This is a genomic window from Allobacillus sp. SKP2-8 (genome assembly GCF_007559355.1).
GTDB classification, from domain to species: domain Bacteria; phylum Bacillota; class Bacilli; order Bacillales; family Alkalibacillaceae; genus Allobacillus; species Allobacillus halotolerans.
Genome location: NZ_VMHF01000025.1, coordinates 1 through 16,629, shown reverse-complemented (window position 1 = coordinate 16,629; position 16,629 = coordinate 1). Strand labels below are relative to the sequence as shown.

Annotated in this window: 15 protein-coding genes and 1 tRNA gene; 3 read left to right on the top strand and 13 right to left on the bottom strand. The window is 38.8% G+C overall.

Annotated features, from left to right (window positions below):
• Positions 1 to 577: 577 nt before the first annotated feature.
• From FPQ10_RS12170 to groES, 5 genes are all read right to left on the bottom strand, one after another.
• Positions 578 to 1,147 carry an SCO family protein gene (locus FPQ10_RS12170; protein ID WP_144163765.1) on the bottom strand — a complete coding sequence of 190 codons (570 nt, stop codon included), beginning with the start codon at positions 1,145 to 1,147 and terminating at the stop codon, positions 578 to 580.
• 164 nt (positions 1,148 to 1,311) lie between these two features.
• Positions 1,312 to 3,063: a GMC family oxidoreductase gene (locus tag FPQ10_RS12165; RefSeq protein ID WP_144163764.1), complete on the bottom strand. Its 1,752-nt coding sequence runs from the start codon at positions 3,061 to 3,063 to the stop codon at positions 1,312 to 1,314.
• A 20-nt stretch (positions 3,064 to 3,083) separates the two neighbouring features.
• The gene (locus FPQ10_RS12160; protein WP_255439962.1) at positions 3,084 to 3,854 is read right to left on the bottom strand and encodes a gluconate 2-dehydrogenase subunit 3 family protein; all 771 of its coding nucleotides are present in this window, start codon (positions 3,852 to 3,854) and stop codon (positions 3,084 to 3,086) included.
• Between the two features lie 585 nt (positions 3,855 to 4,439).
• Positions 4,440 to 6,071, bottom strand: a complete 1,632-nt coding sequence (gene groL / locus FPQ10_RS12155; RefSeq protein WP_144163762.1) for a chaperonin GroEL — start codon at positions 6,069 to 6,071, stop codon at positions 4,440 to 4,442.
• 39 nt (positions 6,072 to 6,110) lie between these two features.
• Positions 6,111 to 6,395: a co-chaperone GroES gene (gene groES / locus FPQ10_RS12150; RefSeq protein ID WP_144088986.1), complete on the bottom strand. Its 285-nt coding sequence runs from the start codon at positions 6,393 to 6,395 to the stop codon at positions 6,111 to 6,113.
• A gap of 249 nt (positions 6,396 to 6,644) precedes the next feature.
• Here groES and FPQ10_RS12145 point away from each other — a divergent pair, with 249 nt between their 5' ends.
• Positions 6,645 to 7,361, top strand: coding sequence for a CPBP family intramembrane glutamic endopeptidase (locus tag FPQ10_RS12145; protein ID WP_144163761.1), 717 nt, complete (start codon positions 6,645 to 6,647; stop codon positions 7,359 to 7,361).
• Between the two features lie 3 nt (positions 7,362 to 7,364).
• A complete protein-coding gene (locus tag FPQ10_RS12140) occupies positions 7,365 to 7,568 on the top strand; it encodes a YdiK family protein (RefSeq protein ID WP_144163760.1) in 204 nt (67 codons plus the stop codon).
• A gap of 580 nt (positions 7,569 to 8,148) precedes the next feature.
• Here the strand turns inward: FPQ10_RS12140 and FPQ10_RS12135 are convergent.
• Both FPQ10_RS12135 and FPQ10_RS12130 read right to left on the bottom strand, forming a co-directional pair.
• The gene (locus tag FPQ10_RS12135) at positions 8,149 to 9,558 is read right to left on the bottom strand and encodes an MDR family MFS transporter (protein WP_144163759.1); all 1,410 of its coding nucleotides are present in this window, start codon (positions 9,556 to 9,558) and stop codon (positions 8,149 to 8,151) included.
• A 36-nt stretch (positions 9,559 to 9,594) separates the two neighbouring features.
• Positions 9,595 to 10,224 carry a redox-sensing transcriptional repressor Rex gene (locus FPQ10_RS12130; protein WP_144163758.1) on the bottom strand — a complete coding sequence of 210 codons (630 nt, stop codon included), beginning with the start codon at positions 10,222 to 10,224 and terminating at the stop codon, positions 9,595 to 9,597.
• Between the two features lie 87 nt (positions 10,225 to 10,311).
• Between FPQ10_RS12130 and FPQ10_RS12125 the strand changes: the two genes are divergently transcribed.
• Complete coding sequence (locus tag FPQ10_RS12125) at positions 10,312 to 12,249, top strand: ABC-F family ATP-binding cassette domain-containing protein (protein WP_144163757.1); 1,938 nt, start codon at positions 10,312 to 10,314, stop codon at positions 12,247 to 12,249.
• Positions 12,250 to 12,567: 318 nt separating this feature from the next.
• On the opposite strand, the gene tsaD is transcribed toward FPQ10_RS12125, so the two are convergent.
• The 6 genes from tsaD to FPQ10_RS12095 all read right to left on the bottom strand — a co-directional run bounded on the left by tsaD (position 12,568) and on the right by FPQ10_RS12095 (position 16,388).
• Positions 12,568 to 13,578 (bottom strand): tRNA (adenosine(37)-N6)-threonylcarbamoyltransferase complex transferase subunit TsaD, encoded by a 1,011-nt coding sequence (tsaD, locus tag FPQ10_RS12120; RefSeq protein WP_144163756.1) that lies wholly within the window; start codon positions 13,576 to 13,578, stop codon positions 12,568 to 12,570.
• Positions 13,579 to 14,028, bottom strand: a complete 450-nt coding sequence (gene rimI, locus FPQ10_RS12115; protein WP_144163766.1) for a ribosomal protein S18-alanine N-acetyltransferase — start codon at positions 14,026 to 14,028, stop codon at positions 13,579 to 13,581. It lies immediately after the preceding gene.
• Positions 14,021 to 14,719, bottom strand: coding sequence for a tRNA (adenosine(37)-N6)-threonylcarbamoyltransferase complex dimerization subunit type 1 TsaB (tsaB, locus tag FPQ10_RS12110; protein ID WP_144163755.1), 699 nt, complete (start codon positions 14,717 to 14,719; stop codon positions 14,021 to 14,023). Before tsaB ends, rimI begins: the two co-directional genes overlap by 8 nt.
• On the bottom strand, positions 14,716 to 15,165 hold the full coding sequence (gene tsaE / locus FPQ10_RS12105; RefSeq protein WP_144163754.1) for a tRNA (adenosine(37)-N6)-threonylcarbamoyltransferase complex ATPase subunit type 1 TsaE: 450 nt from the start codon (positions 15,163 to 15,165) through the stop codon (positions 14,716 to 14,718). Before tsaE ends, tsaB begins: the two co-directional genes overlap by 4 nt.
• Before the next feature lie 15 nt (positions 15,166 to 15,180).
• The gene (thiL, locus tag FPQ10_RS12100) at positions 15,181 to 16,137 is read right to left on the bottom strand and encodes a thiamine-phosphate kinase (RefSeq protein WP_246569287.1); all 957 of its coding nucleotides are present in this window, start codon (positions 16,135 to 16,137) and stop codon (positions 15,181 to 15,183) included.
• A gap of 174 nt (positions 16,138 to 16,311) precedes the next feature.
• Positions 16,312 to 16,388 (bottom strand) — tRNA-Asp (locus FPQ10_RS12095).
• Positions 16,389 to 16,629: the final 241 nt, after the last annotated feature.

Here is a 16,629-nt window from a genome sequence, read left to right as displayed (position 1 = left end):
GCGCTTCTAACTAAGTCAATTAGAAAATCAAAGTAAAACGGCGAAAAACTAAGAAATAATTAATCTATTGAGGGAGTTTTATATACAAATAGAAAATAATATTCTAAATTTTCATCTCAAAAATTTAAGCCGTGTGTAAAGCTAAACTAACGATTCAATTCAAATTCAAATTAATGTCTTTTCTTTGTATATCTTACTTTAAATTATTAAATATTACTTAAGATTATTAAACACTAGATCACTCACTGTTATAGTTCACTTTATTTGTACGTAGAATTCAGAAGGTCTTCTGCTATGGTGCTGGAAATTACCGCCATCGTATTAATTGAAGGAATTACTTTGTATACTCTATGCATAGCTGCTAGTAATATATATAATTACAAATATATTGCACCAATAAGATTAAAATTGATTTAAATACCAAAGTATCATTCGTTGAACCCATTACCGCTGAATATAGGAAGTTTAACTCAAACAAGATATATAAACCTCTTGTTGTTCGACATATTTTCATCCGCCAAAACATGGCATGCCAAAATCATTTACCTATTTACTCAACAAAAGGCAATTCCAGATACTACTTAACTCTTTTTACATCCTTAACAAGTAGTTCTAATTCGCTTTCGTTCATTCCATTATATTTTTTGACGATAACTCCCTTAGGATTGATTAAATAAAAATTAACTCCATGGGATTTTAGTCCAACTGCCCCTTTTGCTAAGTTAGCTTTAAAAGTTTCCTGAGATAAATCTTGAATCGTCTCAAAATCATACCCTGTTAAAAAACTCCATGAGTCAAAATTCGCACCATATTGGCTAGCATATTCTTTTAGAACTTTAGGTGTATCATTTTCTGGATCAACACTAAAAGAAACAAGGTGTGGGTGTAAGCCTTCCTTATCCAATTTACTTTGAATATCTGCCATTCGTTCCGTTGTAATTGGACATACAGCTTCACAATTTGTATACATAAAATTCGCTATCCACCAATCATCTTTTAATTCATCAAAGCTTAACGTGCCGTTATCCTGTGTAGTAAATTGAAAGTCTGTCATCGGTTCTGACATATTGGTTTCTATTTTCGCTTCATTTCCACAAGCCACTAAAAAAAGTAGGAAAAAAAAGAATAGTATCTTCACTCTTCCCATATCATGTTCTCCTTTATTAGCCAAGATATCATTGTATATTTAAAAATTAATTATCAGTTGATCCGAAAATTTGATTGATGCTCACACTCAAAATAAGTAAGTAACCTGATAATGGTTCCTATTCATTATCAGGTTACTTCTATCTATGGGAATAAATTCCGTTATTAGATGTTTGCTTTCGCTTCTGTTGGTTCGACTAATTGACCTCCACCATTCGCTAAAAACTCTTCAATACCTTCAGCAGCACGATAAGCCATAGCTCCTACTGTTCCCGTTGGATTTGCGGAACTAAAGTGTGGAAATGCAGAAGCACCTACAACAAATAAATTATCTACATCCCACATTTGTGAGTAATTGTTTACTGCAGAGGTTTCAGGTGAGTTCCCCATAATAGCGCCTCCACTACTATGTTGAAATATAAAACTCCCGCTAATATGTTCAATATCTTCACTTGGTTCGATGATGTCTGCTCCCATTTCTTTCATTACATCTTCACACACATCTCTTCCAAATTTAAGCAAGTTATGATCTTGATCCTTAAAATCGAACGTGACGCGTAATAATGGATCACCCGAACGATCAGTATAATTAGGATCGAGATCCATATAGTGATCTTTCCAAGGCATAACAGCGAACATAAAGTTAACGTTTAATGTACGATTCGCATAAAATAAAGACTTCTCTTTGAATTCTCTACCCCAACTAGGCGTTCCTTTTGGCACAGGGTTATGTGTAATTGCACCACTTCCGCCTTGGGTTATTCTAGCGACACCACCATGGATAAAGTCAACATCCGAATGATCAAAGTTATCGGCAGCTAGATCGTAAAAAATAGCACCTAATCCTCCAGCTCCCGCATATAAATTAAACTTTTTATCATTAAAGAATCCACGAACTGAACTCGCACCATCAGCTACGTGGTGATCGCAAAAGTTTTTACCAATGACTCCTTCACCCGTTTTCGGATTATAAGGTTTCCCAATTTCTGATAGTAATAATAAACGAACATTATTAAATGTATAGCTTGTCATTACGACAACATCAGCTGGTTGTTCAAATTCTTCTCCTGTACGCGTATCCGTATATAAAACTCCTTTAGCTTTACCATCTTCATATAATATACGCGTTACATTGGCGTTTGTACGAAGCTCAAAATTATTCGTTTCTTGTGCAGTCGGGATCACCGTAATAATAGGATCTGATTTAGCACCAAATTGACATCCATGACTATAACAAAAAGCACAGTACTGACAAGCATTAATTCTTTGACCATCAGGATTCTCATACGATTCTGATAGAGTAGCTGAGGCCAAGGTAAGTGGATGATAACCTAAATTTTTGGCAGCTTTCTTAAACATCTTTGTAATAGGAACGTCTTTCATTGGGGGAGTTGGATATGGATTCGAACGTTGTGGTCCGAAAGGGTCTTCTTCACCAGAAATTCCCGCCATTTTTTCAAATTTATCGTAGTAAGGTTCTATTTCATCATAAGTAATACCCCAATCCTGAATGGTCATTCCTTCAGGTATTTTATCTTTCCCGTATCTCTCAACAGTCTTACTGTAAATTTCATAATCATATGGGAAATAACGGTGGTATTGTGCAGCCCAGTGACTGCCTCCGCCACCTGTATCTTTTCCAATTCTTAGATTACCATTATCACGAATTGGTAAAGCTTCTGTATCTAAATTATTACGGAAGGTAAGCGTCGCATCAGACAGGTCATCCATCATTTCATTTCTGGGATTGTATTTTAATTCATCTTTTATCTGATTATAATCATCTAGTGACGTCTCCACGCCCCTTTCCAAGCCTAATACTTGATATCCTGCTTTAGCAAGTTCAGCAGCAATAATCCCGCCTGTCCAACCAACTCCTACTGTAACAACCTCAACCTTATCTAGTTTTTTTGCCATCGTAATATCTCCTTTTCGCACTATTGATTATAATCACTCAGGCTAACTGGATCCATCTTAATAAAATCTTCTTCTTCAATTTCATTTATATAGGCACTTTGGGCGCCAGGAAATTCTTTCATGCGCCATCCATCCATATTTCTATTTCCACCATACAAGGGATCAGAATAAGCCCCTTCAAGTGTTGCTTGTCTAAGTAAACTGAAAAATCTAGCCGAACTTACATTTTTTAATTCAACTTCATCATTCTCAAACATCATTAGAACTTCATTTTGCTGTTCCTCTTCCAACTCTGGGAAAGAGCTTTTGAACTTTTTATTGCTCACCTTATTGATTTCACGAATCCCTTGGGTAAAAATCTCTCCCCGATTCAAAGGTGATTGAAAACCTTGCGTGCTTTCCCCTTCTTTAAATGGTCCCATCATATAATCATCGGCATTTTTACCCCAAGGGCCAGCTAATTGTCTATCAATGAAATATGGAACACCTAATAAAATTGCACCCGGTCCATGATCATCCTCTGGAAAGATTCGCTCAGTCGCCCAACTTAAAACGTTGAAATCTTCTCGACGATTAAAAAAGATTCTAGCTTCACTAAAATCGGGAGTTGTTTTTGATTCTGTAGCAGAATCAGAGTCATCCCACCATTTATTACCAATAACGCCTCCAAGGAAGCCAGCACCAACTACACCACCTGTAAAAATACCAGCGTCTTTTAGAAACTTACGTCGGCTGCTATCTTCTTCTTGATTAGCGTCACCATTACCATTTTTATTCTTGTCATCTACCACGACCAAACACCTCATTTCAATCTAATATTTTAGTATTTTTATTTTTAATACACCCTAACATACTCTCTTTTCGAATTAAAATTTTCTAATTATGTTATTTATTTCATGATGTTCTAAGTAGTTCGAGAGCGGGCATGCCAAAAGACCTATCAGGCTTCTTTAAATTAATAGTTTGTTTAATGTTTCATTAATCTCTCCTTCCGTTAGGGCAAAAGCGTCCTCCGGTAGCGGATCACAATATCAACAACGGACCTTAACAGAGCCTTTTTAAAAAGTGACTACCCTATTTATTACCTTAAACTGCGATCTTTAAACCCTATCTTGCAAAGTAAATAATTAAAGAAACGATTAGACTGAGTTGAATAATGGTAGATTGGATCGCACTTTTTTATGTCATGAAAATAATCTATACTCTTTTTATTTCTTTAAGGTAATAGAAATTATTTACTAAAAAGTAGCTTGTATCATTAATAATATAAAAAAGAGGCTAATCACTATAGGAACAAGTGATTAGCCTCATATAAAATATTAGCATTACATTTTTTTCAGTTAAAACCCTTTTGAATCAACGGTTTCAGGCAGCTATTACATCATTCCTGGCATTCCGCCGCCCATGCCGCCCATGTCTGGGGCGCCACCGCCGTTTTCTTCTGGTAGGTCGGCAACTACTGCTTCTGTTGTTAGGAACATAGCTGCTACGGATGCAGCGTGCTGTAACGCTGAGCGAGTTACTTTAGTTGGGTCTACAATACCTGCTTCTACCATGTTCACCCATTCGCCTGTCGCAGCGTTGAATCCAACGCCTAGGTCTTCACCTTTTAGACGTTCAACGATAATTGAACCTTCTAGTCCGGAGTTTTCAGCAATTTGACGTACTGGTTCTTCTAGTGCGCGAAGAACAATGTTTTTACCTGTTTCTTCGTCGCCTTCTAGTGTCAATTCGCTTACTTTGCGGTAGATATTAACAAGAGCTGTTCCACCACCGGAAACGATTCCTTCTTCAACAGCTGCACGTGTTGAGTTCAATGCGTCTTCGATGCGTAGTTTCTTCTCTTTCAATTCAGTTTCTGTTGCAGCACCAACTTTGATGACTGCTACTCCGCCAGCTAGTTTAGCTAAGCGTTCCTGTAGTTTTTCTTTATCGAAATCAGAAGTTGTTTCTTCTAATTGAGCACGTAGCTGGTTGACGCGAGCGGATAGTTCGTCCGCTTCGCCAGCACCTTCAACGATTGTTGTATTTTCTTTTGTAACAACAACTTTTGAAGCACGGCCTAATTGATCAATCGTAGCTGATTTTAAGTCTAGACCTAAGTCTTCTGTAATCACTTCTGCTCCAGTTAGTGTCGCGATATCTTCTAGCATTGCTTTACGACGGTCACCGAAACCAGGAGCTTTAACGGCTACTGCGTTGAATGTTCCACGTAGTTTGTTGACGACAAGCGTTGCTAGCGCTTCACCTTCAACATCTTCAGCAATAATCAAGATTGGCTTGCTTTGCTGTACAACTTGCTCTAATACAGGAAGAACTTCTTGGATATTGGAAATTTTCTTATCAGTAATTAGGATGTATGGATCTTCAAGCTCTGCTTCCATTTTATCTTGGTCAGAAACCATGTATGGAGAAGCATAGCCGCGGTCGAACTGCATACCTTCAACGACTTCTAGCTCTGTTGCAAAACCTTTGGATTCTTCGATCGTGATAACACCATCGTTACCCACACGGTCCATTGCTTCAGCGATCAACTGACCAACTTCTTCATCTGCAGAAGAGATGGAAGCAACTTGTGCAATCGAGTCTTTTCCTTCGATTGTTTCAGAAATCTCGCGAAGTTCGTTTGTTGCTAGTTCAACAGCTTTTTCGATTCCACGACGGATACCTACTGGGTTTGCACCAGATGTAACGTTTTTCAATCCTTCGCTGATCATTGCTTGTGCCAAAACCGTTGCTGTCGTTGTACCGTCACCGGCAACATCGTTTGTTTTGGAAGCAACTTCAGATACTAGCTGCGCACCCATGTTTTCAAAGTGGTTTTCCAATTCGATTTCTTTTGCGATCGTTACACCGTCATTCGTAATCAATGGAGAACCGAATTTTTTCTCAAGAACGACGTTACGTCCTTTTGGTCCCAAAGTTACTTTTACGGCATCTGCCAATGTATTAACACCATTAAGCATTTGACGACGAGCGTCTTCACCAAACTTCATTTCTTTAGCCATAAGTATAAATACCTCCTTGATTCATTCCGTTAATTTTTATTACTGAACAACAGCCAAGATGTCGTTTTCTCGTAGGACTAAGTATTCTTTGCCGTCTTGCTTCACTTCTGTTCCTGCAAATTTTGAATAAATGACGCGGTCGCCTTCTTTTACTTCTGGCGCAACCTTCTCACCATGCTCAGTCACTCGACCAGAGCCGACTGCCACGACTTTTCCTTCTTGTGGTTTTTCTTTTGCGGAATCAGGCAAAACAATTCCACTTGTAGTTGTTTCTTCTTGCTCAACAACCTCGATAATGACGCGATCTCCTAGTGGTTTCAACACGACAAAAACCTCCTCATATAAATTAAATAATCGTTTTGTTAGCACTCGTATTAGCTGAGTGCTAAATCCAATATTATAATACTCAATCTTTTATTTTTTTGCAAGTAAAAAACAATATTTTTGTTTCGGCTTTTGATTTAGTATAAAATAAACGTTAGGTTCTTTTTTGATTTCTAAAAAATATCTTAAAAATAGCCAACAAAACTAGTGTATCATCTCATGAATGATCAACAAAAGGAGACGGTCGAATTGCCTCAAAGATATTGGCTCATCATCTTCACTTATATATTGGTACAAATGTCACCATTCTTCGGTATGGATCTCTTCGAAAGTGTCTTTCCGAATATGGAATCCGTCGATCATTTTGTATATTGGCATTTATTCAGTTATACGATCGCAGCGCTCGTCATGCTATACTTGGTTCAAGAAGATATGAAACCAAGCAATATGCGTGATCGTGAAGGAATTGGTAAGTTAATCGGCTGGTCGATTGGCGGTGTGTTCATCGCATTTGGCGCACAATATTTAGCCAATATCATTAACTTCCAGTTTATCGGCATTGACCAAGCTTCTGAAAATACGATGGATATCATCAGTATTATTGAGGCGAATTACTGGTTTATTATTGTACCAATTGTATTCGCACCATTTTTCGAAGAATTGATTTTCCGAAAAATTTTCTTTGGACAACTCTATAAACGAATGAATTTCTTTTTTGCAGCGCTACTCTCTTCTTTAATATTTAGCGCTCTACATCTTGATTTCACGTTCACATTAACGTATGTGGCTATGGGCTTTGCTTTTTCTTATTTATATGTAAAAACAAAAAGGATCATTGTACCGATGATTGCCCACGGAGCCATGAATGCAACGGCCGTATTGATCAACCTATTCGTCGACATTGAAGATTTGGAAAGACGGCTACAGGAATTAGAAAATACGGCAACAATCTTAATTGGGGGATAACTTATGCGTGCATCACCGCGATTTTTTGCGATTATTTACTTGTTGATGGGGTTAGGATTCATGTACATCGCTTACATGAGTGTTGAAGATACTGTCTGGAACATTGCGACAATCATTTTCACATTGATTGCAGCGTTCGATTTCGGTGCAGCAATCAAAATGTTCGGGCTCCATAAACGATTACAAGAGCAACAAGAGAAGAAATAAGGAAAACCGAGATGGCATCTAGCATCTCGGTTTTTTATTTGGGTATGAAATACGACTTGCTTGGATGGTGAGGGACTTTTTTAGTGGTTAGCAAATTTTCAGCTGAATTTTCGCATTTAACAGGTACGAGGTAGACTCTAAATGATCAGATCTCAAGTATATGTACCCAACTCAGAAAAATATGTGCCCCTACCTTGTCTTATGCTCCCTGCTGCATAAGATATGTGACCAGACTAAGAATATATGCAACCACTTCAGGAAAATATGAGCCCAAAGACAAAATATATGCGCCCTGCCCCACCAACAATCAAAAAAACCTTCTCCATTTCGGAGAAGGTTCCTTATTTTCGCTTTTATCAGTTACGAGGTGGACCCTAAATGATCGGATCTCAAGTATATGTACCCAACTCCAAAATATATGTGCCCCCTACCTCTACTTATGCTCCCTGTTTCATAAGATATGAGACCAGAGCAAGAATATATGCTACCACTCCACGAAAATATGAGCCCAAAGACAAAATATATGCACCCCCGCACCCCAAAAATTCAAAAAAACCTTCTCCAACTCGGAGAAGGTTCCTTATTCTTCATTATATTCCTGCTTCATTTTTAAAGCTGCAGGGATGGCGCTTGCTACAAAGATCGCTGCGATAATGAATGCTTCATTGAGTGCTTGCATTGTTGCCGCTTCAGCAGAGATGTCATTTGCGAGCATAATGCTCCCTCGGCGTGTCTCATAATAAACGGAGAATAATACAATGCCCATAGATGAAGCAATTTGACGAATGAGGTTGTTCATCGCTGAGCCTTGGGCGACAAGTCTCTCTGGTATGGCATTCATGCCTGCCGTTGTAGCCGGCATGTTTCCGAACCCTAAACCAAATCCATGGATCGCAAAGAATACAACAATCAACCAATAAGGCGTCGACAGATCAACATAAAAACCGAATATTAAAGATGCACCGGCGAGTAAAACCAACCCTGGTGGCACGACAAATTTCGGGCCTTTCAAGTCAAGTAATTTTCCACCTAACGTCATGAATACACCGCTCGCTAGCGCGCTTGGTAAAAAGACTAATCCTGTTTCAATTAGTCCTAATCCTAATGCTTCTTGAATCAAATAAGGGATCAAGAATAGACCTGAAAACAGACCGATGGATGCAGCAGATGTAACCATTATTGAGTATCGGTACGTTTTAATTCGAAACACGGTTAAATCAAGTAAAGGTTGTTTTTGTCTTAACTCAAAGCGAACAAATAAAACAATTAGAATGAAACCAATAATCACTAATAACAAATTGGTCCACGTGAGTGCTGATTCAAATTCACGGCCTTGTCCAAGAACATAAAGGATCGAACCAACGCCTGCAGTAACCATCGAAAATCCAATCCAGTCAAATTTCAACGACGGATCAGAAGGTGTTGGTTTCAGATATTTAGAAGACAACGTCAAACTCAATAGACCAAAAGGAATATTAAATAAAAATAGAAAATACCAAGAGAAGTTTTCTGCAATGATTCCACCGATCGTCGGGCCAATGGCTGGTGCGATCATGACGGAAATGCCATATACCCCGACTGCGAAGCCACGTTCATTTCTCGGAAATGCTTGGAAGATTAATGCCATGGCGTTCGGCATCATTAATCCTCCGGCAATCCCCTGTACAGCACGGGCAATAATGACCATGCTCAACGTCTGTGAGAGTGCACCGAGTGTCGACCCTGTCATAAACAAAAGTAAACCGGCAATATACACTTTTTTCTTTCCGAATCGGTCACCTAAGTATCCGGTCAATGGCATCGTCATGCCCATGGACAGCATGAAAATCGTTAAGATCCAACTGACTCCGACGGCATCTGAATCGAATATATACATAAAGTCCGGAAGAACCGGATTCAGCATACTGTTATTTAGAATGACCGTAAATGTTCCAAATAAAACGGATATGATGACGAGCCATTTATTCGTGGTACTAGCTTCCTTACTCAATGCTGCTCACCTCAAAACGTTTTCCAAAAAAAATTTTTACGATTTGTTTTTCAAAAAATAATTCAATGTTTGTAACTCAACGGCTAAATCAATGCTATGTACCTGCACAGTATCCGGTACGTTTAATCGGATTGGCGTAAAGTTCAAAATTCCTTCGATTCCACTTTCTACTAAGCGGTCAGCGACTTGTTGGGAAACACTTCCAGGTACAGTCAGTATGGCCACTTGGATCCCTGATTCTTTTAACTTTGTCTCAAGTTCATCTAACGCATAAATACTTACATTCCCAATCGAATGACCGATTTTCTGCTCATTCGTATCAAATGCTAAGTCGATTCTCATATTATCATTTTTAATAAAATTATAGTTCAATAATGCTTTCCCCAAGTTGCCGACGCCGATCAACGCTACTTTTGAGACCTCGTCTTGGTCAAGAATTTTCCGGAAAAATTGAATTAATTTCTGGATATCATATCCGTAACCCTTTCTGCCCAACTCACCGAAATAAGAAAAGTCCTTTCGGATGGTTGCTGAATCTACTTTGACGATTTCACTTAAATCTTTCGAGGAAATTCGATTTTTTCCTTGATCTGAAAGAATATTTAAATGTCGATAGTAAAGCGGCAGCCGCTTCACCGTTGCTCGTGGGATGCGGTCATCTTTCATCACTTAGACTCCTTTTATCCAATTCAACCACTAACGTATTCTTTATAACCATGCTAAAATGGAGGAGATATAGTTAGAGGTGAAATTATGATCTTAATGCAATTAAATCAAGTCCGTAAATATTTTGGCGCTGACCTTATTCTATCGGATATTAAATTAGAAGTACATAACCAAGATCGGATTGCCATCGTCGGACGAAATGGCGCAGGTAAATCGACCTTGCTTAAAATAATGGCTGGAGAGCTTTCTTATGAAGGCGAAATCTATCAACCAAAGGATTTGACGATTGGTTATTTGGAACAGCACTCTGGTTTGAATTCCACAGCTACGATCTGGGATGAGATGCTCACTCTTTTTGAAGACACAATCGCTTTGGAAAAAGATTTGCGAGCCATGGAAGTAAAGATGGCCGATCCTGATGAAATGAAAGATGAAGAAGCATATCAACAACTGCTCCAAGACTATGACCGAAAGCAAAACTTGTTTCAGTCTTCTGGTGGTTTTCAATATGAAGCTGAGATTGAATCTGTATTGCATGGACTAGATTTTGGCCATTTCGATTTTTCTACACCTGTTAATGAATTAAGTGGTGGGCAGAAAACGAGGCTCGCGTTGGCGAAACTATTATTGGCTAAACCACAGCTGTTAATCCTGGACGAGCCGACAAACCATTTGGATATCCGGACGCTAAGTTGGTTGGAAGCCTATTTGAGGGGATATGACGGTGCAATTGTAATTGTTTCTCACGACCGATATTTCCTTGACCGAACCATCTCAACCGTGTATGAAGTGACCTTCCAACGAACGAAGAAATATCATGGAAACTATAGCTACTATTTAACCCAACGTGCAAAAGATTATGAACTTGAGTTAAAGCAATATGAGAAGCAACAAGCGGAAGTGAAACAGTTAGAAGACTTCATTCAACGAAATATTGCTAGAGATTCTACCAGTAATCGTGCGAAGGCGAGAAGAAAGCAATTAGAGAAAATGGAGCTGATGGACCGCCCGACTCTTGAAAATAAATCGACCAAGTTTTCTTTTTCCATCCAACGCAAAAGCGGAAATGATGTATTGAAAGTAGAAAACTTGATGGCCCAATATGAAGACATGGATGAACCTGTTTTCCAAAAGGTGAACTTCCATGTTAATAGAGGGGATCGTTTAGCAATTGTCGGACCCAATGGTGTGGGGAAATCAACATTGCTCAAAGCGATTTTAAAGAAATTAGCACAAGTACACGGTACAATCCAAGTTGGCACAAATGTACAATTCGGCTATTACGATCAGGAACAAGCGTCATTACATCCGAAAAAAACTGTTCTTCAAGAGTTATGGGATGACTATCCACAAAAAAATGAAAAAGATGTACGGACCATTCTCGGTAACTTCTTATTCAGTGGTGATGATGTATTAAAAACGGTTGGCATGCTGAGCGGTGGCGAAAAAGCTCGTCTGCTTTTATCAAAACTCATGCTACAACAAGCAAACGTACTGGTAATGGACGAACCGACAAACCATTTAGATTTAGACAGCAAGGAAGTTCTTGAAGCAGCATTGGCTGATTTTCCAGGAACGATCCTATTTGTGTCGCACGACCGTTATTTCATTAACCGAATTGCCACTCAAGTGATGGAATTAACGAAAGAAGGATCACGCGTCTTTTTGGGTGACTATGATTATTACGTTGAAAAGATCGAAGAAGAAGCTGAACTGGAAGAGTTGGCAAGATCAGAAAATGAACGTGAAAGTGAGCAATCAGACAAGCATGACTTTCAAGCAGAAAAAGAGTTCAAACGTGAATATCGTAAAGTGCAACGAAAACTCGAAGCCATCGAAGAAGAAATTAGCAAGACGGAAACGACAATTGAACAACTAGAAGAAACGATGAGCGATCCTGAAATTGCTGGTGACTATTCCAGATTACAATCCATTCAAGATGATCTGCAGCACCATCAACATCTACTCGAAAAACATATGGAAGAGTGGGAGCAATTGCAACTGCAGATGGATGGAATGCAATAAAAAAACAGCTATATTTAAAGTCAAACCCGAACTAAATGTCAGTTCGGGTTTTTTTGCATCGATTTAGAGTGCAATATTAATGAACTGCACTTTAATAGGAAATCTAATAATAAATTAGACGAGTTTTCTTTCATTATATTTATCCACGAACATATCCACATATCCTCCATTGATTTAATCCCAATCCACAGACTTATGCACACTATCCACAATTAAATCAATTGTTATCCACATTTTTATACACATTATCAACAGCGTCATAACAGTCTATATAAAAAAATACCCACAGCAACTCGTTGTCGCTGTGGATAACATATTTTACTTTTCAATCATTAAGCCAGGTTGTGCATTTAAATCTAGCTTAGCATATTCATCTTTATGATACTGAATGGAAGCTGCTGCTCCAATCATCGCTGCATTATCCGTACATAAATATAGTGGAGGAATGGATACTGCAATGTCTGTACCTTCAAACTTTTCCTCAATCGACTTTCGGAGCGCTCGATTCGCTGAAACACCACCAGCGACGATCAATTGCTTCACACCGTATTGTTGGGCCGCCTGATAGGTCTTTTCCACCAACACATCAACAACACTTGCTTGGAAGGATGCTGCGATATTGGCTTTTGAAATCGGTTCATTTTTTTGCTTTAACTGATGGATTTGATTCACAACCGCCGTTTTTAAACCACTGAAGCTAAAATCAAATGACCCTTTTTCCAACCAAGAACGTGGAAAATCGTATGTTTCTTCTCCTTCGTGAGCCAGTTGATCGATCACCGGTCCACCTGGATAAGGCAAATCTAATGCTTTTGCGACTTTATCGTATGCTTCACCCGCAGCATCATCCCTTGTTTCTCCAATAATTTCATAATCGCCATGTTCTTTCATTAAGATTAACTCTGTATGTCCTCCAGAAACAACTAAGCTTAACAGCGGAAATTGAAATTCTTGTTCCAACCGATTAGCATAAATATGACCGGCAATATGATGCACACCAATTAATGGTTTCTGATGAGCAAATGCCAACGTTTTTGCTGCATTCACACCGATCAACAATGCACCGACTAAACCTGGGCCTTCAGTGACCGCAATTGCATCAATCTCTTCCATCGTGACTTTCGCTTCGTTTAATGCCTCTTCAATGACTATGGTAATTTGTTCAATATGGTGGCGGGAAGCCAACTCGGGGACGACACCACCAAACTTCTGGTGGATCTCCATTTGCGTCGCGACGACATTGGAAAGTAATGTTGTACCTCCCTCGACGACTGCTGCTGCTGTTTCATCACAACTTGTTTCGATTGCTAAAATTTTTTCTTGCTTCATTTATAACTCCACCCACATGACAATGGCATCTTCTCCATCATCCTGATAATAATTTTTTCGTACGCCTACTGGTTTCATACCAAATCGCTCATATAATTGCTGAGCCACATGATTGGATTTTCTTACTTCCAATGTCAGCTCAGTTGCTTCTTTTAATTTTAAGTATTTGATCATCCGTTGAAATAATTTCACGCTATATCCTTGTCCTCGCTCTTCTGGATGGATAGCAATGTTCGTTATTTGTGCCGCCTCCACGACTGTCCATGCACCACAATAGCCAATGACTCGATCTCCTTTTTCAATGACTAGGTAATCTGAAAATGGATTATTGATTAAGTCATGTAAAATGTCTGCTTTCCTCCATGGTGAACGGAAGGAAGCATATTCTACGTCCATCACTTGATCCAAATCTTCAATGGTCATCCGTCTGACAATCGCTTCCTTACTCATTGCGTCCATTTTTCTCCATCCATTTGACTTCAGCCTCAACTAATCGGTGATAATTCGGACTCGTTGAATGAATATCCACGGGTTCTCGATCTTTTCCCAGTAGAACAAGCTGGCCCGCTTGCGGGAAACTCAGATGCCCTCTAATCCATTTGGCACGATCGCCTAATTTTTCAGAAACCAAATCATGAAATGAATGCTCTGTTGGACTGACCATTGTAATCGGTTCTCCCAATTCATTTAGTTGATTCAACCACTCGTCCATCGCGATATTCTGGTCAGGCAATTGTACCGCTAATTGGCCTTCTTGAGCACGATACAATCCAGTGAAGACGTTTCCCCGTCTCGCATCGAAAAACGAGCAAACAAGACCATTTGAGTAAATTAGATTAGCCGCTACAAGCTCAAGACTAGAGACAGTAACTAATGGGATATTTAACGACCAAGCCAGTGTTTTTGCCGTAGTGACACCAATCCGTAATCCTGTATACGAACCAGGACCATTAGCAACGACAATTTTCGAAAGATCTTTAGGCTGAAGGTTCACTTCCTTCATTAAATACTCAATCGCTGGCATCAATTGCACAGAATGATTTCGTTTACTATTTAACGTGTGCTCAATCAAAGGAATCTCATTGTGATATAATGCGACACTCATTGGTCGGTTCGAAGTATCGATTGCTAATATGTTCATTGTTGAAGCTCCTCAATTAATTTCTCATATTCTTCGCCAATAGGTTGAAGAAGAATTTGACGTTGATCTGCACTTTCCTTCTTCATTTGAATCTTTAAGTACGTATCAGGTAGAAAAGTGTGAATATAATCGGACCATTCGATCACAGTGACACCCTCACCTGAAAAATATTCATCAAAACCAATATCCTCTTCGCTATCCTCCAGTCGATACACATCCATGTGATAAAGAGGCATCCGACCACGATACTCTTTTACAATCGTATAGGTTGGACTATTGACTGTTCGTTTGACTCCTAACCCTTTTGCTAACCCCTTTGTAAACGTTGTTTTCCCTGCACCTAAATCACCATCGAGCGTGATTACTTGATTTGGTTGTAATAACTCGCCTAACCTTTCAGCAAAATCCATTGTTTCTTCTTCATTATTTGCAATAAATTCTTTCATCCAATCACCTATCTTCTAGCCATGTGAATAACCACTTTTACACAAAATTGTTTTTGTTTCATTTATCGTTAAATATACTTCTGGCGTACTTGTTTCAGCAGTAACCTTGCCAATAGGTGTCACTGGTAGCTGATTGTTTGTAGCCTCTTTCAATAGATCCCATTCTGTTGGAGAACACGTGCCGACCAACTCAAAGTCTTCTCCACTTGATAAAACATACTTTTTTAATTGCTCAATTTCTATATTGGTCATTTTAGAATGGATCGGTAAGTCATCCCAGTGGATTACAATTGTAGCTTGTGAAGCTTCAGCGATTTCATTGAGTTCACTTGCTAATCCATCACTCAGATCATTCAAAGACATACGAATCACTGAATCGGTCAATTCCACAAAATCAATCCGGGGAATAGGTCGCTTATGTCGATTGGTAAAATAATTTTCCAAAAGAAAATTTGATTGTAGTAGGTCGTAACCATAGGCTGCTTCTCCTAGATTACCTGTAACAAAAACAATATCATTTGTTTGCGCGTAACTTCTTAATCGTTTTCTATTCGGCAACACTTTTCCAAATACACTAATCGTAATAACCAATTCATTTGCAGAAACTGTATCTCCACCAATTAAATCGAGTTTATACTTTTGGGCAAGTTCATTCATACCAACATACAAATCGGTTAATTGTTCATCAGAATAAGTAGATGGAACAGCTATATTTACTGCGTAGTAGAGTGGTCTTGCTCCCATTGCTGCTAAATCACTTAAATTCGCCGCCAATACACGAAAGCCAATATCACTCAACTGCATATATTCAAAAGAGAAATGAATATCCTCTACCATTGTATCAGAAGCAATTACAAGCTCATATCCATTTGGCGGGCTTACAACAGCAGCATCATCACCGATCCCTTTAATAACAGATGAATTTCTATAATAAGACGGTTTAATCTTTTCAATAAACTCGAATTCCTTCAAATGAACACCACCAATGAAGAGATCTTTTTTCAATAATAACATGTGCTTATGAAATTCGTTAGTAGAATACTTCGCATATGTAATGGAATAAGATTTATACTTTTACATGAATAAACTTTTTTAAGCTAAACAAAAAAACATGTGGTCTCCCACATGTTTTACATTATGTATGAATGGCGGTCCGGACGGGACTCGAACCCGCGACCTCCTGCGTGACAGGCAGGCATTCTAACCAACTGAACTACCGGACCTTATTTAAAAAATTAAATCCACCTTCATATGAGTGAATATTTTGGTTGCACCCTACGGGTACTCCATATTTCATCTTACATCGAAGTTAATCTGACGAAGATGCGATGATTAATTTGGTTGCACTCTTTGAGTACTCCCATCTTACCTTCCTTCGAAGTTAATCCAACGTAGTTGCGGTAAAAATTTTGGTTGCACTCTTCGAGTACTCCATATCTTACCTTGCTATGAAGTTTATTCAAC

What these genes read in the sequence shown, in the direction of transcription:
- FPQ10_RS12170 (WP_144163765.1), bottom strand. Translation starts at nt 1,147, where the DNA reads ATGGGAAGAGTGAAGATACTATTCTTTTTTTTCCTACTTTTTTTAGTG.
- FPQ10_RS12165 (WP_144163764.1), bottom strand. Translation starts at nt 3,063, where the DNA reads ATGGCAAAAAAACTAGATAAGGTTGAGGTTGTTACAGTAGGAGTTGGT.
- groL (WP_144163762.1), bottom strand. Translation starts at nt 6,071, where the DNA reads ATGGCTAAAGAAATGAAGTTTGGTGAAGACGCTCGTCGTCAAATGCTT.
- FPQ10_RS12140 (WP_144163760.1), top strand. Translation starts at nt 7,365, where the DNA reads ATGCGTGCATCACCGCGATTTTTTGCGATTATTTACTTGTTGATGGGG.
- FPQ10_RS12130 (WP_144163758.1), bottom strand. Translation starts at nt 10,224, where the DNA reads ATGAAAGATGACCGCATCCCACGAGCAACGGTGAAGCGGCTGCCGCTT.
- FPQ10_RS12125 (WP_144163757.1), top strand. Translation starts at nt 10,312, where the DNA reads ATGATCTTAATGCAATTAAATCAAGTCCGTAAATATTTTGGCGCTGAC.
- tsaD (WP_144163756.1), bottom strand. Translation starts at nt 13,578, where the DNA reads ATGAAGCAAGAAAAAATTTTAGCAATCGAAACAAGTTGTGATGAAACA.
- rimI (WP_144163766.1), bottom strand. Translation starts at nt 14,028, where the DNA reads ATGAGTAAGGAAGCGATTGTCAGACGGATGACCATTGAAGATTTGGAT.
- tsaB (WP_144163755.1), bottom strand. Translation starts at nt 14,719, where the DNA reads ATGAACATATTAGCAATCGATACTTCGAACCGACCAATGAGTGTCGCA.
- tsaE (WP_144163754.1), bottom strand. Translation starts at nt 15,165, where the DNA reads ATGAAAGAATTTATTGCAAATAATGAAGAAGAAACAATGGATTTTGCT.